Genomic DNA, 21,146 nt, shown 5'->3' with positions numbered 1-21,146 from the left:
GAAACAAAAAATCCGATATAATATAGTAGGAAACTTTCGGTGGCTGCAAAGTCTGTTATGTCATTCAGCCAGTGCACCCGGATGTTTTCAAAGGTATAACATTATTTTCTAAAAGGTGGAAAAATGACTTTCAGTTCAGTTCTTGATTCCATTGATGGAATCGTGTGGGGAATCCCTACAATCGTCCTTATTCTTGCCACAGGTCTTATCCTGACAATCCGTGCACGTGGCATTCAGTTCACAAAGTTTGGTCGTGCCTTCAGATCAATCTTTAAGGAAAATGAAGGTAAAGGTGAGCTTTCAGGCTTTGCAGCCCTCTGTACAGCACTTTCAGCAACAATCGGTACCGGTAATATTGTCGGTGTAGCAACAGCGCTTGTAGCTGGTGGTCCAGGTGCTCTCTTCTGGATGTGGATTGCCGCTATTCTCGGTACTGCTACAAAATATGCAGAATGTATGCTTGCTATTAAATATCGTGAAGTAAGCCCAGACGGACACGTTCTTGGTGGACCTTTCTATACAATCGAAAAAGGTATGGGCCCTAAGTGGAAGTGGCTTGCAGTTCTCTTTGCAGTATTCGGAGCACTTGCCGGTATCATGGGTATTGGTACAATGACTCAGATTAACGGTATCACTTCTGCAGTTAACAACGCATTTGACCCTAACAGCACAAATATCGCTTTCTCAATTGGTGAGCACAGTTACACATGGGCAACTGTAATTGCCGGTGCAGTTGTAACAATCTGTACAGCACTCGTTGTAATTGGTGGTATTAAGCGTATTTCAAAAGTTGCAGAAAAAGTTGTTCCTGCAATGGCTGTTATTTATGTATTCCTCGGACTCTCAATCCTCATTATGAACGCAATGAAGATTCCTGGAGCTTTTGCTTTGATTTTCAAGAGTGCATTCGGATGGAAGGCTGTAGGTGCCGGAGCTATGGGATTTGTATTCAAGCAGATTACAGATTCTATGCAGAAGGGTATTGCACGCGGTATCTTCTCTAACGAGGCTGGTCTTGGTTCTGCACCAATCGCAGCTTCTGCTGTTCAGACAAACGAGCCTGTAGAGCAGGGACTTGTAAACATGACAGGTACAATCATTGATACACTCATCATCTGTACAATGACTGGTCTGGCAATTGTAATTGCTTTCTATGGTGATATCATTGGTGGTGTTGCAGAATGGAATGCTGGTGCTCAGGGTGCTGTTCTTACTGCTGCTGCTTTCTCAAAGGTACTTGGTGGTGACGGACATTCTGTTCAGTTCCTTCTTATGCTCTGTCTTGCATTCTTTGCTTTCACAACAATTCTTGGATGGGACTACTACTCAGAAAAATGTCTTGAATATCTTACAAAGGGAAAGATGGGACCTGTAAAGGCTTACCGCTGGCTCTACATTCTTGCAGTTGCTATCGGACCATACTTCACTGTTAATGCAGTATTTACAATTGCTGATATCTTCAACGGATTGATGGCAATTCCTAACTGTATTGCACTTATCGTTCTTAGCGGAGTAGTTGCTAAAGAGACAAAGGCATACTTCGAAAAGTATCCGACACTTTAATAAACTTCCTCGCCGTTCATATAAATCTTATTTCTACCATCAGTTTTGGCGAGGTATAGATTTTCATCGGCGATTTTAAGAGTCCTGTTGTAATCTTTGCAGAAGGAAGCAATTCCAGCTGAGATTGTAACAGGATTTCCTTTTACAATAAAATGCATCCTTACATCATTCATAACATGTTTGAATAATTCCAGTGTTACGTTATCTGGAAGTCTGGAAAGAATTACGAATTCTTCTCCGCCATAACGGTAAAGTTCAAATTCATTCGAACAGTATTTTAATACGATATTAGAAAGCATTATTAAAGCTTCATCGCCAATCTGATGGCCATAGGTATCGTTTATATTCTTAAAAAAATCAATGTCATAAATAATGGCACAGCTAAAACCCTGCTCAGCACGATTGTCGAGTGAACGGCGGTTATAAAGCCCTGTTAAATCATCTCTTGAGGAAAGCTCTTTGTAACGTTTTTCAGATTCTTCAAGTTTTTCATTCTGCTGTATAAACTGTTTAGAAACAAGGTAACAAACATAGAAAAGGAAGATATAAGTTGCAGTAAATGCGGCACTGGTTTGAAGCAGGCTAAGATTTGGCATGATTGCTCTGCCGGGGAAATAAGGAGCTTTAAAGGTTAGAACAAAAAGCAGGTTGTAATATATAAGATTAGAAACAGGCAGTGCGTGGCTTAATTTATTGATAGGAACCGAAAATCCATAATAGATAGGAATAATCATCATGTAATATGGAAAGCCACATATAAAATTTCCGGTTGCAATGTACATCGCGGTGAAAGAAACAAAACCCGAAAAGGTGATGGCAACTGCATTAAATTTCGCATATCGTTTCTTTTTGAAGCATAAATAGTAAAAGATTCCAATAAGAATAAACGTACAAAAGAAACAAACTCCTGCTGAAATAATGAAATTTTCTGCTTTTGATACTTTAGTAAGTCCTGTAATTAAAGAAACTACAGAACCTCCAAAATTTGCAGATATTCCAAAATATCCCAAAATTAATGCGAGTTGCTTGGAAAAAGTTGAATCTCTCATAGTCTGTTAATAGTATTTATATCTCGCGGACCCCATCTCCGCTTGAACAGGCAAAGAATCCTCCTTCGTAGCCTACCACTTTACTGTAGCCTGCCTGTACATTTTTTATAAAATCTTCTGTACAGTCTTTATGAACGAGTGCTATTGCACACCCACCAAAACCGGCTCCTGTCATACGGGCTCCGATACAACCAGGTTGTTTGCTGGCTACTTCAACGAGAGTGTCCAGCTCAATACCTGTAACCTCGTAGTCATCGCGAAGCGAGTTGTGTGATTCATAGAGCAATTGACCGAGTTCTTCCAGCTTGTCGGCGCGGAGCGCTGCAACGGCGCGGAGTACTCTGTCGTTTTCTGTAACGCAGTGGCGTACGCGGCGGTAAATTACTTCATCTTTAATAGCTGAGCCTGCAGTTGCAAAAACGTCTGGTGTAATACTGCAGAGGTCTGGTACATTAAGACCTGCGGCCTGTAATGCGGCAAGACCTTCTTCGCACTGAGAGCGTCTTTCGTTGTATTTTGAATCAGCAAGTTTACGCTGCTTCTTTGTGTTCATGACAACAAAGCGATAGTCTCCAAGATTAAGAGGTACATATTCATGTTCAATTTTTGCACAATCAAGAAGTTCTGCTGTATCTTTTTTTCCTGTTGCGATGATGTACTGATCCATAATTCCGCAGTTTACATTCATAAATTCATGTTCACTCTGCTGACCCATGAGTGCAATGTCTTTACGGCTGATATTGAATCCGAATGTTTCACTTACAGCCCAGGCAAATCCGCATTCAAGAGCAGATGAAGATGAAATTCCACCTGCACTAGGAACATTACTTGCAACAAGAACTTCGAAACCGCAAGGGAATGTAAGTCCGCGTTTTTTCATACAGCTTAAGATTCCGTTCAAAAAGTTTGCGTAGTCATTCGCCTTATCAAATTTAAAATCATCATTAACATCAAAAGTATAAGTTCCAGGGAAAAACAAATCATTATAGATGATTTTTGTGTCTGTACGTTTGCGGATAGCACAGTAAAGATAACGGTCGATGGCGGCAGGGAATACAAAGCCTCCGTTGTAATCAATGTGTTCACCGATTATATTGATGCGGGCAGGAGAAGCGAACATACGGATTTCTCCATTAGTATCGCGTCCAGCTTCTGCAGCCTGATACACTTCAATAAAATTCTCTTTTAAAAGTTCTGGTGTTACATCAAATTTCTCTTTCATATTAACAGATAACCTTTCCTTCTTTGTTCTTGATTCTTACTATATAGTCTTCCAATGAATTCAGCGGGGTATCAAACTCCATTCCGCCGACTGCCATTGTGCCTTCAGTTTTTTCTTCCTGTGCAAAAGCAATGTTGTGAATATCTGAACCGCTGGTCATAGGAAAATCGTAGGTTTTTGCATAGGCAAGCGCCAGCACGTTCTGATCCGGAGTATTTCCGCCGTTGTAGACTTCTACTCCGTGAATCTCGCGCGGATGAATGTGAATTGCATTGATATAGCCGCGGAGTCTGAATGGATGTGCCTGAATCATAAGCCCGCCTTCTCGGTTTACGGCATCAAAAAGTTCGCGGTGATTCATTGTTTCAATTTCCGGATGATCAAAAAGCCAGCTTTTATCCAGTCCGTAAATCAGATAGTCATCTCCGGAAAAAGTCTGCTCAATTCCAAAGAAAACCTTGAAATTACCGCCGTCGGCAGCATTTTGTTTCTTTGCTTCAGCGAGAGCATTTTCATAGCCGGCACAATACTGTTCGATTCTTGTATGCCAGTCCAGTTCAAAAGAAACTGCTGTATTACCACCGAAAAAGTGGTCGGTAACAAAAATACCATCATAGCCCAGTTTCTTATAAACTGAAATATATTCTGCACCTTTGGAAGAACCACAGGCGCTTGCTTCACTTGTATGGAGATGAGTTTCGTATTTAAATGTTTTCATAATACCGTTAAGTATAAATGTTTTGTTAGGAAATATCAAACACTTAGGTCATAATAAGTCTATAATATGTCTGGATTAAGTTTTCAGAATGCCTATTTCCCCTCATCATTCTTTTTGATATTATTATCTTATGGACAAAACAGTTTATATTATTGGACATAGAAATCCTGATACCGATGCTGTAGTTTCGGCTGTCGGTTACGCAACTCTGAAAAATCTTCTGGGCTATTCTGAATATAAGGCTGCCCGTGCCGGTCACTTGAATCCTCAGACCGCATATATATTTGAAAAATTCGGCATTCAGCGCCCTGAATATCTTCCTGACCTAGTTCCAAAGGTAAAGTATTTTATGCAGGATAAGGTTGAAACTGTTACGGCTGATGTTTCTGTCTGGGAAGCAATTGCACGTATGGAAAAAACTGAAACCCGTGTATTGCCGGTTGTTGATGGAGAAGGCCGTTATCAGTCACTTCTGCATTATTCTGGTTTTGCAAAAGGTGTTCTTACAATTCTTAATCCGGAAAAGAAACATCGTTTTTCTACAAGCATCAGTCTGATTCAGAAAACTTTAAACGCACAGCCGATTTATATTTCAGGTGATGCAGATAAAAACTTTAATGCTTCAATTCACGTTGGATCTTCTTCTACAGAAAGTTTTGAAAAACGTCTTGAAGCGCATGCCAGTGAAGACATTGTTGTTATTTCTTCTGACCGAGAAGACATTCAGCGCATCTGTATTGAGCATAAGGTTAAGCTGCTTATCACAACTTCAAACTGTGTAATTGATAAAAAGCTCCGTGAACTTGCAGAAGCAAACGGTGTTTCTGTAATTGTGAGCCCTTATTCAACATCCCCAACTTCCATGCTCATTGCTTACTCTATGCCTGTTTCTGCAATGGGTGATAAGGAGATTATTACAGTTCATGCAAATGATACAATTTCTAAGATTAAGGAAATTCTGAAAAATGCTCACTGTAAGTATCTTCCTGTTGTTGATGATGAAAATAAAGTTATAGGAATGATTTCTGAACACGATTTGATGAAGGAACCGAATGTAGAAGTTATTCTTGTTGATCATAATGAAATCACTCAGGCGGTTGAAGGCATTGAGCACTATAAGATTCAGGAAGTAATTGACCATCACCGTATCGGTTCAATTCCGACTAAAAATCCAATTACTTTTATTAACCGTCCGGTTGGTTCAACTTCAACACAGATTGCAGGACTTTATAAAGAATACAGAATCCCTATTCCTAAGGATGTGGCTTCTCTGCTGCTGTGCGGTATTTTGTCTGATACTTTGATTTTGCAGTCGGCTACTGTAACAGATACAGACCGCGATATGGCAGAATATCTTTCAAGCATTACAGACCTCGACATTAAGGAACTTGGAAACGAGATTCTTATGGCAGGAAGTAAGGTTGGCGGAAGACCTGCCGGAGAAATTATCCATCAGGATATGAAAGAATATTCAGAGGGTAAACTTACATATACTGCAAGTCAGATTGAAGTTGGAAATCCTCAGGAAATTCTGGACCGTAAGGCTGAGTTTATGGAAGAGCTCGCGGTTGAACGTCGTGCAAACAAAGGCCTTTTTGCGTGTCTGCTTGTTACTGATATTACGAAATTGTCGAGTGTACTTTTGATTGACTGTGACCCGAAGTTTGTTCAGTTTATTACATTCCCGAAACTGGATGACGGTGTATATTACCTGCAGGATGTTGTAAGCCGTAAAAAGCAGCTTATTCCTTTAATCACCGAGCAGGTTTTGAACTACAGCGCATAGTCTTTTATATACTGTTCTATCGGAAGTTCGGCGCCGTTATGATGGACGTAAAGTTCTTTTTGAATAATGGAGCCGTTCTTTCCGATGTATAATTCAAGCACCGGTTCGAGTGCATTAAAATCATTGTTATTCATGGAATCTACAATCAGAGCATATTCTTCCTGCAGATAGTATGCATCTGCTGTTTTCTGTATATTCGCAAGCTTAAAGCCGGTTTTGTTTTCTGCATCCTTAATATCATCATCATTCAGATTAAGCTGTACGTAGCGGCCTTTGAGCGGATGGAACGGATCGTACGCAGTACAGCGGATTCTTACAATTGTATCATTTTTCTTTGCATAGCTTCTGACTGCGGCGGCTTTTATAAACATAACGGCAATTACCGAAAGCTGAAAAACAATCAGAATTGAAAGTGCGATAATCTTTTTTCTATTCATTTTTTTCTCTCCTTTTTGTCATCAGGATATTCATAATCAGAAGAATTGCTCCCATAGAAATTAAAGTGATTCCCTGTACACTAAGTCCATATCCTGATGAGAAGAATCTTATCATCAGCATGAGGCCGAAATATACTGTACTGAGGTTTGCTGTCTTGAGCGAATTTTTTTTATAGGCAAGATAAAAGTAATAAACACAGAAAAGCAGAACCAGTGGGAAAGAGAGCAGTACGGAAAATTTATCATCCATAAAGGTGAGGCTTATTACAAGTGCTGGAGTGAGAAAAACAGCCGGGTTAAACAGATGTCGATTTCTGATTAACTGAATCAGATAGTAAATGGCAGTGGCTCCCATAATAATCATACAACTGATGATAAAGAAATTTTTTGCAATATGATTATGATTTCCCTCGCAGGCATTCCGTAGAGAAGTTTCATAAAAGAGTACGATGCCTGTTGTGATTGTATAAATTCCTTTTGCAGGAGAACTGTTTTTTGTCTGTGCAAAATAGTGAATGACTGCGGCTGTTATAGAGATTAAGAAAAAGACTCCAGCTGCAATATTTGTTCCGTCTGTGTTTAGATAAGAGACAAAGAAGTATATTAGAGAAATTGCAGGATAGTACAGATATTCATTTTTCCTGAACAACAGAATAAAAATACAGGCTGCAATAAGATTCAAAATTATCAGGATTTCAGAAATCAACTGTATTGGTTCAGCTTTGCACATGAATGCGATGGCAAAAATCACAGTTGCAAAAATAAGGTTTATGATGATATCCAGATTTTGCAGGAACAGTTTGAGATTTTTCTTTGCCAGAATAATGTAAAGTGTGAGACCGAAAATGGCAGCCGGTGTGAAACAGATTAAAATGTATGTTTCAATTCCAGTATTGTCGAAGAGAATCGATTCTGGATATCTTGCAAGAATTGTTGTTCCAAGAAGGAAGACGGCGGATACAATTCGTGTAATCGATAAAATCTGTTTACTGGTATCGTTCAGCTTGAAGTCTTCTCTCCATAGGAAAACTCCGGAAGTGAAGAGAATTATTGAACTTATCAGATATAGGATGGTTGTTGAGAACTCATGTGATATAAATGAAATCACAAAATAAAGAACTGCAGAAAGTGCATAGAAGGCGTATTCGTAACGACCGGATCTGATTATGTAAACGCATGAAGTTATGAGATTTATGGCAATCATAAATTCCAGAATCAGCAGTATGATTTTTTCATCACAAAGATAAGCTACAGAAAGTATAACTGCGGTCACCAGAGTATTTACGATGATGTCGATGTTCAACAGGAATTCTTTGAAATTCTTTTTTGCAAAGAGACCGCACATAAGAAGTCCGAAAACTGCAACAGGTGCAAATCCAAAGAGAATGAAATGATCAAGACCTTCGTTCTTATACAGAATTGACCCGGTGTTACGGGCAAGAAGAATTGTGGAAAACAGAATTATTACAGCAGCAACTCTTACAAGAATAAGGCAGTTTTTTGTCTCTGCTGTTGTGTTGAAATTGTTTTTCCACAGGAAACTTCCGGTTGCAAAAATCAGAATTAAACACAGAAGATACAGAATCGAAGTTCCGTGTTCTGGATTCATAAGTGACAAAACAAAGAATGCTATGGAAAGTCCGGTATTTAGCAGCAATTTATAATCTTGTTTTTTGATTGCGATGGTCGAATAATACATGAAGTTCAGGACCGCAAAAATTCTGATTATTAAATCAATGGCGGTTTTATCTGCCTCGTTTGCGGCTGCAATGGAAACTACACCAAAAATCAGATTGATGATTATATCAAGATTTTTGAGGAAGCTTTTCAGATTTTTCTTTGCATATAAAACGAAAAGTGTAGTTCCTGCAATTGCGGCCGGAGTGTAAGCGAAGAAACCGATAAGCGGTGCTTTTGAAAGTTTATAGAAATTTGAATCCGGAACAAGGCTCATGAATGCGGGAATAAAAAACAGTATTGCTGAGAGAACCCGCGTTGTAATCAGAGTAACTGAAGTTTCGTCTGTGTCCGAAAAATCATTTTTCCAAAGAATAACTGCGATTGTGAAAATTGTAATAATTGTAAACGAATAATACAGAGAAACTGAAAGTTCATTTATTTTTAATAACTGGAGGATAAGGAATGCCAGAAAAAGCCAGCTGAGTTTATGTTTCTTTTTTGAATACAGTACGAACATTGCCATTGTATACAGAACCATCAGGGTGAAAGGAGAGATAAGGATTCTGTACCACTCGGAAAGCGGGGCTGTTAATAAAATCTCTGTTTGTTTTGGGAACAGAGCGTTCAGACCGAGAATAAATGGAATCAGATAGACCAGATTTTCAAAATTCAGTTTTTCGTTATTTCTGATTTTCTTTATAAACGGAATGACAACTCCCTGCACATAAAAGCCCGCAGAAATTAATCCGATTATTCCAAGTTCAATGCTTTTTATAGCGATTACATATTTTTTGTCCGTAAGGCGATAACCCGTGATGTGAAAAGTTGAGACGTAAATTGATATAATGGAAGCTAAAGCAATGATTATTATTCCCATGTAAGAATACGGAACTTCTGAATCTTTTTTCTGAAGGAAAATGTAGCCGATTGAAGCGTATGAGAAAACTAAAATCATGTTCCTTATATTTCCGTTGATGAACATATGGTTGACGCGGATAACATAAAATACAAAGCCTAGAATAAAAAGTGGAATGACTTTTTTCTTTGATTTTCTTGCGGCAAAGTATAAGGTAACTAAAAGAGGATACAGTAGTATTGCAGAAGAGCTGTCCATACTAATAAAACCAAAAATCAGGATAAACAGCATAGAAAGATAGAAGGTTGTATATGCGGAAAAAAGTAATGTTATGATTATGGTAGAAAGAGTCCACACAAACATAAAGGATGAACTGTCCCCCGGAAACTTAAATATCTGGGAAACAAAGGCAACCATTGAACCGAATAAAAGCGCCCAAAACAGAGAGTAACTTTCACGGACTTTTAAGACGGAGGCTTTTCCGGTTTTCAGAAGAATTATTCCTGCAATTTGTGCTCCGGCTAAAAGAAGAATTGCCGTTACAGCTTTTGCCATACGTGGAATTGCAGCCCAGTTGTAGGCAATAAGTGAGATGATTCCAAAGGAAATTAAAACACTTGCAATTATTGTAAGGATTACAGAAACAGACAGTTTTGATATTTTCTTTGCACGAGCTGGGGCTGGGGAATGAACTGGCGCAGTAACTTGCTCTGATTTTTTTGATGGTGTTTGAATGGTGGTAAGTTCTGAAAATGCCGGATCAAGATTTTGTGGAGGTGCGGCCTCTGTTTTAGGGGCAGGTGGTTTTTCGAGTTCTGCCAGTTTATTGATATAATATTCATTCAGAATGTGCGCAATCTGAGCCGAAATGATTCCTTTCTCAGTAAGAATGGGAATCTCTTTGATGAACCATTTTATAAACTTTTCTTCCATAACATAAAATTATAGCACATAGAATTGCTGTCGTATACATATTCCAATTCACGTGTAAACTCGATATAATCTGTCTATGTCACGTGAAAAGATTGTTGTATTAGATTTTGGTTCGCAGTATGCGCATTTGATTGCTAAGCGTTTCCGTATGCTTGGCTACTATTCTGAAATTGCCCTTCCTTCTGCTGGTCTTGAGGCCTTCGAGAATGCGAAGGGTATTGTTTTTTCCGGAGGTCCTTCTTCAGTTTATGATGAAAAAATCCCGGAATTCAATTCTGAAATCTTAAATCTTGATATTCCTGTTTTAGGGCTCTGTTATGGTCACTACATCGTTCAGCTTGGTTACAACGGTAAGGTTGGAAAAGGTGAAGTTGGCGAGTTCGGTTTTGCTACTCTTCGTTTTGCAGACGGTGTTGGTGGAGCTGACAGCAAGTGTCCGCTTTTCAAAGGCATTGAAGGTGAACAGCAGGTTTGGATGAGCCATCAGGATACAGTTTTCCAGATGGGTGATGGTTTTGAAATGGTCGGTAACACAAAGGACTGTCCTTTTGCCGCAACTCAGAATCTTGCTAAAAAACGTTTTTCACTTCAGTTCCACTGTGAAGTAAAAGATACTCCTTGTGGAAATCAGATTTTCCAGAACTTTGCAGATTTCTGTGGCATGCAGAAAAACTGGGATCAGGACACAGTATTAAATATCATTCTTGAAAATATTAAAAAGGATGCAGACGGACGTAACGTTCTTCTCTTCCTCAGCGGTGGCGTAGACTCAACAATCACCTTTGCTCTTTTGAATAAAGCTCTCGGTCAGGACCGTGTTCTTGGTCTCCATATTGATAACGGCTTTATGCGCAAGAACGAAAGCCATAACGTTGCAGAAGCTTACCGCAAATTCGGCTTTACAAACTTCATCGTAGAAGATGCTTCGGAAAGCTTCCTTAAGGCAATTGCCGGTCTTACAGATCCTCAGAAAAAACGAATGGCTGTTGGTGAAAACTTTATTACAGTTCGTAACGAAGTAACAGCACGCCAGAATCTTGATGACAGCTGGCTTCTCGCTCAGGGAACACTCTATCCGGATATTATTGAATCGGGTGGAACAAAGAACTCTCATACAATCAAAACCCATCATAACCGTGTTGCTGGTATTCAGGAACTTATTGCTAAAGGACTGATTATTGAGCCTATCCGCGACCTTTATAAAGATGAAGTTCGCGCAATCGGTAAGAAGCTTGGACTTTCTGATGAACTTGTTATGCGTCATCCATTCCCGGGTCCTGGACTTTCTATCAACGTGCTTTGTAATGATGGCAAGCCGGATGCAAAGAATGAAGAAGAACTTCCTCTCGCACAGAAAGAACTTGATGAAATTAAGTTAGATATGTTCTGTGAAAAATGTCAGGCAGGTTTGAAGCGCAGTGTACTTCCTGTTCGCTCTGTAGGTGTTCAGGGAGATTTCAGAACTTATCGTTTCCCAGCACTTTTGACATTTGCTGATGAAGGAAATGGTTTCTACCACTTCCCTGATAAGCGCGAAAAAATCGAAGCATGTTCTTCAACAATCACAAATGCTGCAAAATATATTAACCGCACTTGTATTAAGTTGTATCAGAAGCCAGGTATTGCAGACAGCGACCTGAAGATTCAGGAAGGCTACTGTGACCGCCGCCGTCTCGACCAGCTCCGTGAAGTAGACAACATTGTTCTTACAGAACTCCACAAGAGCGGCTGGTATGACAAAATCTTCCAGCATCTTACAATCGACCTGCCATACGCAAGTAGCGCAGACCATGCAACTTTTGTACTGCGCCCTGTAATTTCAGAAGACGTTATGACAGCCCGCTTTGCAATGCTGCCAAAAGATTTGCTTGAAACAATCGTTCACAAAATTGCAGAACTGCCATTTGTAGACGCCCTTTACTTTGACGCTACAAATAAGCCGCCTGCAACTTTTGGATGGGAATAAACTAAAGAAGAGTTTTTATACACTCTTCAACCTTAGACATATCGGCTGTAGGCTCGAATCTTGCGACTACTTCACCTTCGCGGTTGATAATGAACTTTGTAAAGTTCCATTTAATGTCCGGTTTTTTAGCCCAGTCTGGATCAGCAGCAGAGAACATCTTTTCAAGGAGTTCTTTGTACTCATGCTGTTCAAAACTTTCAAAGCCTTTCTGAGATTTGAGGTATGTGAACAGTGGAAGTTCATTTGCTCCATTTACATCGGCTTTCTTCATTTGAGGGAAAGTTGTGTTGTAGTGGAGTGTACAGAACTCATGGATCTCGCTGTCTGTTCCAGGTGCCTGATTTCCAAACTGATTGCATGGAATATCAACAATCTCAAGACCTTTTTCATGATAGTCTTTGTAGAGCTTTTCAATTGGAGCATACTGAGGAGTAAAACCGCAGCCTGTTGCTGTGTTTACAACGAGAATTACCTTTCCTTTATAATCAGAAAGTTTTAATGTATCACCTGTTCCTGTAGTTAATTCGTAATCGTAAATCATTTTATTCCTTCCTTATTTATAGTTTCTTGCAAACTCTGCTGCTGCACGTAAATCATTTTCATCTGGCTTACCTTTATGAAGTCCTTTGAATTCTCCCTTACAGTGGAATTCATTTTCGTCCATTGGAATGCCAACCTTATCTGCTTCGGCCTTTACCTTTTTGTAAGTAGAATTAAGTAAAGCGGCTGAACCAAAATTAACAATCTTTCCAACCTTGTCTTTTGAAAGAGAGGCTACAAAACTGCGTACTTCCGGATCAATTGAAAAAGCATAATAAGAGTTTCCAAGGAAAAGAATATCAACTGGTTCGGAGATAGGCTCAGTTATTGGTAAAGCTTCAACACCAAGTTCTTTTGCAACAGCGTCTGCAAGACGCTTTGTATTTCCTGTCTTTGTATAGAATCGGACAGCGTATTTCATATCATATGACTCCTTTAATGTTTAATTTAATACAATTGTATTGTGTAAAATATAAATTGTCAAGTTTGAGGGGATGAAAAATTAAATTCTAACAAAAAACTATATTTTAAACTCTTGCACAGATTTTCAAAAAAATATAATATCATGGCCACGGGAGCTGAACGTAGATTCGGCTGAGAGGGAACTTCCTGGTTCCGACCGCACCTGATCCAGATAATGCTGGCGTAGGAACGATAATATCATTTTATTTTCGCTTTCAGATTACGTCCGCATTTTCGGGACGTATTTTTTTTCTCTAAGGAGTTTTCTATGAAAGCGAGTGTAGCTATTCAGGTTTTACCAAAGGCTGATTCAGATGAAGAAGTTTGCAGAATTGTTGATGAAGTAATTGCCTACATCAAAAGCACTGGTCTTAACTATTTTGTTGGACCTTGTGAAACTGCAATTGAAGGTGATGACTATAATCAGCTTATGGAAATTGTAAAGAATTGTCAGCTTGTTGCAATTAAGGCTGGAGCACCTTCTGTAAGCGCTTATGTAAAAATCGGTTACCGTCCAAACGGCGAAGTTCTTTCAATCGAAAAAAAGACAAAGAAATTCCATGAAAACTAATCAGTTTAAGTACAAGGCTGCGCCTTTTGTATTTATCTTTCTGATTCTCATAATCTGGCAGCTTTTGAGTGTATCCGGATTTATCCCTGGCTTTATGCTTCCGTCTCCAGTAAAGGTTGTAAAGGCATTCTGTAAGGATTTTCCACTTCTGATTTATCATCTTGAAGTAACACTCTTAGAAGCTTTTGCCGGAATATTTGTAAGCATAATTTTTTCTTTTGTTTTTGCAATTGTGATGGACAGGTTTACTTTTATTCACAGGGCAGTGTACCCGGTGCTGATTGTGAGCCAGACTATTCCGACAATTGCAATTGCTCCACTTCTGATTTTATGGTTCGGCTATGGAATGTCATCAAAAGTAATTCTGATTGTGCTTACCTGTTTCTTTCCGATTACTGTTAGTTTACTGACAGGTTTTGCTTCTGTAGATAAAGATATGATTAGACTCATGGAATCTATGGGAGCAACTAAAAATCAGATTATGAAATATGCGAAGCTTCCTTCGAGTGTGAAAAGTCTTTTTTCAGGACTCAGGATTTCAATTTCCTATTCCATAATCGGTGCTGTAATTTCTGAATGGCTCGGCGGAATGCGCGGGCTTGGTGTGTATATGACACGCGTTAAAAAATCGTATTCCTACGACAAGCTTTTTGCAGTTATCTTTTTGATTTCGGCATTGAGTCTTGGTCTGATAAAACTTATTTCTTTGTTAGAAAAGAGGATTTGTAAATATGAAAAATAATTTTAAAACAGTTTTGATGATGACAATTTTTGCTGTCAGTATGTTCGCCGGCTGTAAAAAATCAGATGCAAAAAAGATTACCTTTGTTCTGGACTGGACTCCAAATACAAATCATACTGGTCTTTATGTTGCTCAGGAAAAAGGATATTTTGCAGAAGAAGGTCTTTATGTAGATATCGTACAGCCTTCAGAAGATGGTGCAACAATGATGGTCGCTTCCGGCCGTGCACAGTTTGGAGTTGGCTTTCAGGATTCAATTGCTCCTTCTATGCTTAATGATGAAAAACTTCCGGTAACAGCAGTTGCCGCTTTACTTCAGCATAATACTTCTGGTCTTATTTCTCTTAAGAAAACTGGAATTGACAGACCAAAGAATCTGGAAGGAAAAAAATATGCAACCTGGGATTCTCCAATCGAACATGCTACAATCCGAAAAATTGTTGAGCAGGATGGCGGAGATTTTTCAAAAATTAAACTGATTCCTTCTACAGTTTACGATGTTGTAACTGCACTTAATACAGAAATTGACTGTGTATGGATTTACTATGCATGGGATGGTGTAAAACTTGAACTTGAAGGTATAGATGCAAATTATCTGGATTTCAGAAAGATAGATGATACTTTTGATTATTACACACCTATGTTCATTTCAAATACAGACTTCCTTGAAAAAGACAGCGTTACTGCAAAAAAGTTCCTTAAGGCTTTGAGACGTGGTTATGAATTTGCTGTAGATAATCCAGATGAGGCAGCAGAAATTCTTTGTAAGGCTGCTCCAGAACTCGATCGCGACCTTGTATATGCAAGCCAGAGATGGATTTCTAAAGAGTACAAAGCTGAAGTTGAGCCATGGGGTTATATCAATCCTGAAAGATGGAACCGTTTCTTCCGCTGGCTTAATGAGACAGGACTTCTCGATGGCACTCTGCCGGAAAATACCGGTTTTACAAATGATTATCTGAACTAAGGGAGTTCCAGGTGGAAGATTCGTTATTAAAAATTGAGGCTATAAATAAAAGTTTTGGTGAACGACAGGTTTTAAAAAATATAAACTTTTCTCTTAAGAAAGGAGAATTTGTTTCACTTGTCGGAGTCAGCGGAAGCGGCAAATCAACCTTGCTTAACATAATAGCAGGACTCGAAAAACCTGATAACGGCAGTATGTATCTTGAAGGATGCAGCATTACAAATCAGAAGGGAAAAGTAAGCTATATGTTTCAGAAAGATCTGCTTTTTCCGTATTATACAATTTTAGATAACGTAATTCTTCCACTCGTAATTCAGGGAACTGAAAAAGGTGATGCAAAAAAACTTGCAGAGCCTTTGTTCAAGCAATTTGGATTAGAAGGTACACAGTCTCAGTATCCGTCCGAGCTTTCCGGTGGAATGAGACAGCGTGCCGCCTTTTTACGAACTTATCTTAATTCAAAAAAAGTAATGCTTTTAGACGAACCGTTCAGCGCCCTTGATATGATTACAAAAAATCATATGCATGAATGGTATCTGCAGACTGTACGAAAACTTGGCCTTACAACACTTTTAATTACTCATGATATAGAAGAAGCAATTTTACTTTCTGACAGGATTTTGATAATGAATAATGTTAATGATTCTGAAGAGACAAATATTATTGCGGAACTGATGGTGGAAAGCGAGCGTCCGCGTACAATGGAATTCTGCTTCACCGAGCAGTTTGCCCGAATGAAGCAGAAAATCTATAATATGCTTTAATTATTTACACTTATGACCAGAGGCAATTTCAAAATTGTACTTTACAATTCCTAAATCAATCTGAGTCATAGGACCGCCTTTTGTTGTGATTACAGGTTCTCCATCAGAAAGTGTAATTCTGAACTTCTGCTGATTAAGTGCAGTAGGAGCGAGGAGTGCAGCTTCCAGACCTTCCTTGAACCAGTCTGGTTGTGCTGATTCAGGAACTTTACAAAGTTTTTCTACAGGCTTAGATTTATGAACGGAACCGTTATTTTCTCCATAGCCAAGGGAAATAACACAAATGATTTTTTCACCAGCAGCAATGTCTGCCTTACATTTTCCCTTACCATAAGTTCCGGCAACCCAGCAGGTATTCAAGCCGAGCATCTGTGCTTCAAGAACAAGCTTCTGTCCGTAATAGCCTATAAGTTCATCACGGTTTGCCATGTCTTTTTTAGCAACCATTGCAAAATAATTATTTGCTTTGCTGAACTTACCATAATGAGCAAGGAAGGTGTTGAAACAGTCTGGATCATTACAGATTAACTGAATGTTCAAACCACTGGCTTCATTGCATTCTTTTACCAGAGCTTCAAGACGTTCTTTGTCTTCTGCTTTTAATGGTAAATCCTTGTACTGTCTTACAGAATGTCTCTCTCTGATTGCCTGCTTAATGTCCATATGACTACTCCTTAATTTTTTAATATTTCATAAAAATTGTATTTTGTGAAATATATGATGTCAACAAATTAATTCATATATAATTGAATTTTATAAACATAGGTACATAAAGAATATCAGTATTTATAACAAAGCATAACCAATAATTTCCTAAAAAAATGAATTTGTGACAGAAGTTACGGAAAATTCTGAAAATTTGTGACAAATGTAACAGCATAAAATGCATTTACCTCCTATACTTTAATAGAAAAAAGAAATAAAATCCTAATTTGGTTTGTATAACTATATATAAAAATAAATTTTTAAAGGAGTTTTTATGAAAAAAATGCAAAAAATTTCAGCGTTAATTTCTGCTTTGTTTTTACTTTCAAGCGTTACGCTTTTTACAAGCTGTGATCAGCTTGTAGGCAAAGCTAAAGACACTGTTGAGAACATCGAAACAGAAATCATTGATGAAGCTTTGGCAAAGATGGGAGACAATTTTATTTCATCTTATGTTGATGCGGATACAGATTCCATTACTCTTCCAAAGACTATTCCGGATTATGAATCAGTTCGACTTTCATGGACATCTTCGAATGAAGCTATCATCAATCCAACAACAGGTGCTGTTACTCATAATGAGGGTACTGATGTTGATGAGGTAAACTTAACTGCAACTTTGTCTTATGATAAAAAAACAAGAACTAAAGTCTATACTGTAGAAGTTGAGCAGAAGTCACCAGACATTCTTGGTAAAGCTTATGCTGCAATGAAAAGCAATTTTATCGTAGATTATGTTGAAGGTGATACAATTACTCTTCCAAAAACAATTTCCGGATATGATGGAGTAACAATTACATGGACTTCTTCAGATTCAAGTATTATCGATGTAACTTCAGGAAAAGTTACTCACAAAGAAGGTACTGGAGTAGATGAAGTAACATTAACTGCAACTTTAACTTATAAAGGAAAGAATAAAACAAAGGAGTTTAAAGTAAAGGTTTCACAGAAGAGAAATATTCTAAGTGAAGCAATTGCTGCAATGAGCGAGGATCTTATTCCATCTGTTGTAACAGGGGACTCTATTACTCTTCCACAGACTGTTCCAGGTTATTCAGATGTAAGCATAACATGGTCATCTTCAAATGAATCAATTATTGATCCGAAAACTGGAACTGTAAAACATCAGAAAGGAACTGGTGATGATAATGTTACATTGACAGCAACTTTGACTTATGAAGGAAAAACTGAAACTAAGGAGTATACTGTAAAGGTTCCACAGGCAGATAAAGAACTTACTGATGCAGAAATCCTTGAGGTTGCAAAAGGAAAAGTTGAAATTCTTTATACTGCAAAAAAGGTTTTTGAAGAAATAACACTTCCAAACGAAATAGAGGTAGAAGGAAAAACAATTGCACTTTCATATAATTGTGAATCAGACGCTTCAACAGCAGTGATAAATAATTATGGAAACGAAAAGTCAATTAAAATTTCTAAAGATATTGTTGATCGCACAGCAACAGTAATTGTAACACTTAAATATAATGAAATCTCAGATACTAAAGAAATCTCTATTAAAATTCCAGCTTTGAGCGAGTACACTTCAAGAGGTTACAATTATGATTTTTTAAGACGAGAAACAAAATATACATTTAATAATGCAACAAAGGTTTTGACAAAAGTAGAGGATGATTTTGGCGAAAATATCAAAGAAGGGTGGCAGTATTCTTATGAAGTTTTAGACAATCATAAAATCAAGCTTACCACTTTAAAAGTTCTGGAGCCGATGTCTGAAGAATGGCTTACAATAGATGAATTAATAGCTCAGAGATGTGACCAGTATATTAAATTGAATGAACTTATAAATAATCCTCCTGTTTCATATGAAGATTTATTCGAGAAATTAAATGAGATTGCGCCTATGGATCAGAAGACCTTCGAAAGATACATTGGTTATTGTGGTGGACAAGAGGGAGATTCTTCGGAAGTGCAGGTTACGGTTATAAATACACTTCTTGAGCTTTTTACTCAAATGATGGGAATATCAGAAGCCAATACTATTGAAGATGTAATTAAAGCTGAAAAGAGATCGATTTTGAAATCATATCCAGATAATGTTGATTATACTTACATCATTGTTGATACTTATAATGAGAAGGAATATCCAGATGATTTTTCTCTTAGTTTCAAGGCTGAGTATATGAAAGCAAAATCATGGTATGACCAGAGAGGTTCATTTTCTGATGATAGTTATGAATATCGAATAGACTCATCAAGTACTGATGTTAAGATTAATGGTAATTATTATATTGGAAATTGGAATGAAAATTATTCATCATTCACAGCTAAAACAAATGATAATGGTAAGCCATTAGACGAGCCATTTACTATTAATATTCAGGATAATAAAGATGGTACAATAACTATTTCTGGAGGAATCATTTCTGGTTCAGCTAAATTATCCTTTAATCCTGAATATCTTTAATAATCAAATTTGATTATGCAGGTGGTTGCGTAATTCGCAGCCACCTTTTTTTATATTATTTTCTTTTCAAGTGCCCTATAATCAATTTTTCCGATTTTTGTCAGAGGGAATTTATCAATTACATAAAGACAGTCCGGACTGTAAAAATCTCCAAGTGATTCCTTACAGAAAGACTTTACCCTGTCAATCAGTGTTGACTGGCTTATGGTTTTATCTGAGGGAATAATAAATGCACAAATTTTTTGTTCTGTTTCACTCTGCTGTTGAACAAATACACATTGTTCAATATCCTTGCATTGCAGCAGATGATTTTCTGCATCAGGACAGAATATTTTTTTTACCATACCATCACACTGACGGACGAAAAATCTTTTCATGCGACCATTTATATGAATAAAGCCATCACTGTCGACATAACCTAAATCACCAGTATGTACCCAGTATAAACCATCTTTATGACGTCTGATGACTTTATTTGTTTCAGCTTCATTATTGATATAGCCTTTCATCATTGATGGAGTATTTATACAAAGTTCTCCTTCTTCATCGTATTTAAGTTCTTCACCGGTTTCTAAATCAAATGCAGCTATTGTATTTTTAACAAATGGAACACCCACAGTTCCCGGCTTTTGATTTACAGGATGCCCGCAGGTTGCCTGAGCACATACTTCACTAAGCCCATAGCCGTTATAAAGAGGAAGCTTTGAATGATTTTTTTTCAGGAATTCATTGATTTTATTTTCAATGGTAATTGGAATTATATCACCGCCACTTATTGGCACTAAGAAAAATGAAAGATCTATTTTCTTATTTGACTGAGCAAGTTCCTTCCACGAATTTGGGATACTGCAGATATAATTCGGTTTCATCTTTATTAACTTTTCCAGTGTATCTGTCATTGGAAGCCTTAAAAGAATTGTCATACCTATCACAAGCGGTGTTTGTATACTACAGGCTAATCCATAGGCAATAAAAAGTGGCAGGCCTCCCACCCATACGTGTTCTCGTTTTATAGTCTGCACACCGTATAAATTCTGCCAGGCAACGGCATTAACATTGTAGTTAGTCAACTCAACAGCTTTTGAACCACCGGTAGTTCCGCCTGTATAAAGAATAACGGCAGTACTGTCTGCATCATTGCTTATCTGATAATCCAATTGCTTTTTAAGAAAAACTTTCCAACTGAAAAAGCGGGCATCTTTTACGAGAGGAACAGTCCTAACTTTTTTAAACAGGGCAGCGCCAAGTCGTGAAGCCAGTGACATAGATGTTGTAAGGTTTGCAACGATTACCTTTTGAATATCACTTTTTTTGAGGAAGGAAAGAATTGTGTTTTGGAAAATGTCCAGAGTAAACAAAAATCTGGAATTACAAAGTTTAATATTGTGAAGTAATTCTTCTGGTGGACTCATTGGGCAAAGCATATTTGCAGATGCCCCCAACAGGTTCAGCGCATAAATCAGATAAATTGTTTCGGGTGTATTCAGCATACAGACAGCAACTGTTTCACCCTTTTTTACACCTAGTGCACTAAGAGAAGCTGCTGTATTTTTAATGTTCTCAAATAATAAGCGGTAAGAAATTTGATTTCCATAAAAATCAAGAGCAGTTTTATCCAGATTATCTTTATTACGCTGCCAGATAGATTCATATAAATTGCATTCAGGAATTATAGAATCTATTGCTTCTTTAGAAAAATATTGAAGCCATGGTTTATCAATTGAGGCATAGCCTGTCTGTAACTTTTTAAGCATAGGTAA

General features: G+C 37.9%; 17 protein-coding genes and 1 riboswitch. Of the genes, 8 read left to right on the top strand and 9 right to left on the bottom strand.

Annotated features, from left to right (window positions below; translation table 11 throughout):
• Nucleotides 1-123 precede the first annotated feature (123 nt).
• Nucleotides 124-1,563 carry an alanine/glycine:cation symporter family protein gene (locus tag BMY21_RS04010; protein WP_074641162.1) on the top strand — a complete coding sequence of 480 codons (1,440 nt, stop codon included), beginning with the start codon at nt 124-126 and terminating at the stop codon, nt 1,561-1,563.
• Here BMY21_RS04010 and BMY21_RS04005 read toward each other — a convergent pair.
• From BMY21_RS04005 to BMY21_RS03995, 3 genes are read right to left on the bottom strand one after another with little or no spacing between them, the layout of a single operon-like run.
• On the bottom strand, nt 1,560-2,612 hold the full coding sequence (locus tag BMY21_RS04005) for a GGDEF domain-containing protein (RefSeq protein WP_074641160.1): 1,053 nt from the start codon (nt 2,610-2,612) through the stop codon (nt 1,560-1,562). The genes BMY21_RS04010 and BMY21_RS04005 overlap by 4 nt on opposite strands.
• Before the next feature lie 16 nt (nt 2,613-2,628).
• Nucleotides 2,629-3,834: a galactokinase gene (locus tag BMY21_RS04000; protein WP_074641159.1), complete on the bottom strand. Its 1,206-nt coding sequence runs from the start codon at nt 3,832-3,834 to the stop codon at nt 2,629-2,631.
• A 1-nt stretch (nt 3,835) separates the two neighbouring features.
• The gene (locus tag BMY21_RS03995) at nt 3,836-4,552 is read right to left on the bottom strand and encodes a PHP domain-containing protein (RefSeq protein ID WP_074641157.1); all 717 of its coding nucleotides are present in this window, start codon (nt 4,550-4,552) and stop codon (nt 3,836-3,838) included.
• Nucleotides 4,553-4,682: 130 nt separating this feature from the next.
• Here BMY21_RS03995 and BMY21_RS03990 point away from each other — a divergent pair, with 130 nt between their 5' ends.
• Nucleotides 4,683-6,338, top strand: a complete 1,656-nt coding sequence (locus BMY21_RS03990; RefSeq protein WP_074641156.1) for a putative manganese-dependent inorganic diphosphatase — start codon at nt 4,683-4,685, stop codon at nt 6,336-6,338.
• Here BMY21_RS03990 and BMY21_RS03985 read toward each other — a convergent pair.
• Nucleotides 6,326-6,775, bottom strand: coding sequence for a hypothetical protein (locus BMY21_RS03985; RefSeq protein ID WP_074641154.1), 450 nt, complete (start codon nt 6,773-6,775; stop codon nt 6,326-6,328). The genes BMY21_RS03990 and BMY21_RS03985 overlap by 13 nt on opposite strands.
• A complete protein-coding gene (locus BMY21_RS03980; RefSeq protein ID WP_074641152.1) occupies nt 6,768-10,244 on the bottom strand; it encodes a DUF2157 domain-containing protein in 3,477 nt (1,158 codons plus the stop codon). Before BMY21_RS03980 ends, BMY21_RS03985 begins: the two co-directional genes overlap by 8 nt.
• A 76-nt stretch (nt 10,245-10,320) precedes the next feature.
• Between BMY21_RS03980 and guaA the strand changes: the two genes are divergently transcribed.
• Nucleotides 10,321-12,210 carry a glutamine-hydrolyzing GMP synthase gene (gene guaA / locus BMY21_RS03975; RefSeq protein ID WP_074641150.1) on the top strand — a complete coding sequence of 630 codons (1,890 nt, stop codon included), beginning with the start codon at nt 10,321-10,323 and terminating at the stop codon, nt 12,208-12,210.
• A 1-nt stretch (nt 12,211) separates the two neighbouring features.
• Here guaA and BMY21_RS03970 read toward each other — a convergent pair whose 3' ends face one another.
• Entirely contained in the window at nt 12,212-12,751 is a 540-nt protein-coding gene (locus tag BMY21_RS03970) for a glutathione peroxidase (protein WP_074641148.1), read from the bottom strand.
• A 12-nt stretch (nt 12,752-12,763) separates the two neighbouring features.
• The gene (locus BMY21_RS03965; protein WP_074641146.1) at nt 12,764-13,171 is read right to left on the bottom strand and encodes a flavodoxin family protein; all 408 of its coding nucleotides are present in this window, start codon (nt 13,169-13,171) and stop codon (nt 12,764-12,766) included.
• Between the two features lie 140 nt (nt 13,172-13,311).
• A riboswitch (TPP riboswitch) is annotated at nt 13,312-13,419 on the top strand.
• 61 nt (nt 13,420-13,480) lie between these two features.
• Between BMY21_RS03965 and BMY21_RS03960 the strand changes: the two genes are divergently transcribed.
• Genes BMY21_RS03960 through BMY21_RS03945 form a run of 4 tightly spaced genes read left to right on the top strand, consistent with a single transcriptional unit; the run spans nt 13,481 to nt 16,256 of the window.
• Nucleotides 13,481-13,783 (top strand): thiamine-binding protein, encoded by a 303-nt coding sequence (locus tag BMY21_RS03960; protein ID WP_074641145.1) that lies wholly within the window; start codon nt 13,481-13,483, stop codon nt 13,781-13,783.
• Nucleotides 13,773-14,525, top strand: coding sequence for an ABC transporter permease (locus tag BMY21_RS03955; protein WP_074641143.1), 753 nt, complete (start codon nt 13,773-13,775; stop codon nt 14,523-14,525). Before BMY21_RS03960 ends, BMY21_RS03955 begins: the two co-directional genes overlap by 11 nt.
• Entirely contained in the window at nt 14,515-15,492 is a 978-nt protein-coding gene (locus BMY21_RS03950) for an ABC transporter substrate-binding protein (protein WP_074641141.1), read from the top strand. The genes BMY21_RS03955 and BMY21_RS03950 overlap by 11 nt, the downstream gene beginning before the upstream one ends.
• 11 nt (nt 15,493-15,503) lie before the next feature.
• Nucleotides 15,504-16,256, top strand: coding sequence for an ABC transporter ATP-binding protein (locus BMY21_RS03945; RefSeq protein WP_074641140.1), 753 nt, complete (start codon nt 15,504-15,506; stop codon nt 16,254-16,256).
• Here BMY21_RS03945 and BMY21_RS03940 read toward each other — a convergent pair whose 3' ends face one another.
• A complete protein-coding gene (locus BMY21_RS03940) occupies nt 16,257-16,919 on the bottom strand; it encodes a nitroreductase family protein (RefSeq protein WP_074641138.1) in 663 nt (220 codons plus the stop codon). It abuts the gene before it with no gap.
• A 316-nt stretch (nt 16,920-17,235) separates the two neighbouring features.
• Between BMY21_RS03940 and BMY21_RS03935 the strand changes: the two genes are divergently transcribed.
• A complete protein-coding gene (locus BMY21_RS03935) occupies nt 17,236-19,386 on the top strand; it encodes an immunoglobulin-like domain-containing protein (RefSeq protein ID WP_074641136.1) in 2,151 nt (716 codons plus the stop codon).
• A 50-nt stretch (nt 19,387-19,436) separates the two neighbouring features.
• Here the strand turns inward: BMY21_RS03935 and BMY21_RS03930 are convergent, their stop codons facing one another.
• Nucleotides 19,437-21,140: a class I adenylate-forming enzyme family protein gene (locus tag BMY21_RS03930; protein WP_074641134.1), complete on the bottom strand. Its 1,704-nt coding sequence runs from the start codon at nt 21,138-21,140 to the stop codon at nt 19,437-19,439.
• Nucleotides 21,141-21,146 lie beyond the last annotated feature (6 nt).

The organism is Treponema bryantii (assembly GCF_900111035.1).
Lineage (GTDB): Bacteria > Spirochaetota > Spirochaetia > Treponematales > Treponemataceae > Treponema_D > Treponema_D bryantii_C.
This window is presented reverse-complemented; position numbering and strand designations above follow the sequence as displayed.

Bases quoted from the DNA above. Each gene is read 5' to 3' on its own strand.
- BMY21_RS03930 (WP_074641134.1), bottom strand. From the start codon at position 21,140: ATGCTTAAAAAGTTACAGACAGGCTATGCCTCAATTGATAAACCATGG.
- BMY21_RS03985 (WP_074641154.1), bottom strand. From the start codon at position 6,775: ATGAATAGAAAAAAGATTATCGCACTTTCAATTCTGATTGTTTTTCAG.
- BMY21_RS03935 (WP_074641136.1), top strand. From the start codon at position 17,236: ATGAAAAAAATGCAAAAAATTTCAGCGTTAATTTCTGCTTTGTTTTTA.
- BMY21_RS04010 (WP_074641162.1), top strand. From the start codon at position 124: ATGACTTTCAGTTCAGTTCTTGATTCCATTGATGGAATCGTGTGGGGA.
- BMY21_RS03965 (WP_074641146.1), bottom strand. From the start codon at position 13,171: ATGAAATACGCTGTCCGATTCTATACAAAGACAGGAAATACAAAGCGT.
- BMY21_RS04000 (WP_074641159.1), bottom strand. From the start codon at position 3,834: ATGAAAGAGAAATTTGATGTAACACCAGAACTTTTAAAAGAGAATTTT.
- BMY21_RS03990 (WP_074641156.1), top strand. From the start codon at position 4,683: ATGGACAAAACAGTTTATATTATTGGACATAGAAATCCTGATACCGAT.
- BMY21_RS03970 (WP_074641148.1), bottom strand. From the start codon at position 12,751: ATGATTTACGATTACGAATTAACTACAGGAACAGGTGATACATTAAAA.
- BMY21_RS03995 (WP_074641157.1), bottom strand. From the start codon at position 4,552: ATGAAAACATTTAAATACGAAACTCATCTCCATACAAGTGAAGCAAGC.
- BMY21_RS03950 (WP_074641141.1), top strand. From the start codon at position 14,515: ATGAAAAATAATTTTAAAACAGTTTTGATGATGACAATTTTTGCTGTC.
- guaA (WP_074641150.1), top strand. From the start codon at position 10,321: ATGTCACGTGAAAAGATTGTTGTATTAGATTTTGGTTCGCAGTATGCG.
- BMY21_RS04005 (WP_074641160.1), bottom strand. From the start codon at position 2,612: ATGAGAGATTCAACTTTTTCCAAGCAACTCGCATTAATTTTGGGATAT.
- BMY21_RS03980 (WP_074641152.1), bottom strand. From the start codon at position 10,244: ATGGAAGAAAAGTTTATAAAATGGTTCATCAAAGAGATTCCCATTCTT.
- BMY21_RS03955 (WP_074641143.1), top strand. From the start codon at position 13,773: ATGAAAACTAATCAGTTTAAGTACAAGGCTGCGCCTTTTGTATTTATC.
- BMY21_RS03960 (WP_074641145.1), top strand. From the start codon at position 13,481: ATGAAAGCGAGTGTAGCTATTCAGGTTTTACCAAAGGCTGATTCAGAT.
- BMY21_RS03940 (WP_074641138.1), bottom strand. From the start codon at position 16,919: ATGGACATTAAGCAGGCAATCAGAGAGAGACATTCTGTAAGACAGTAC.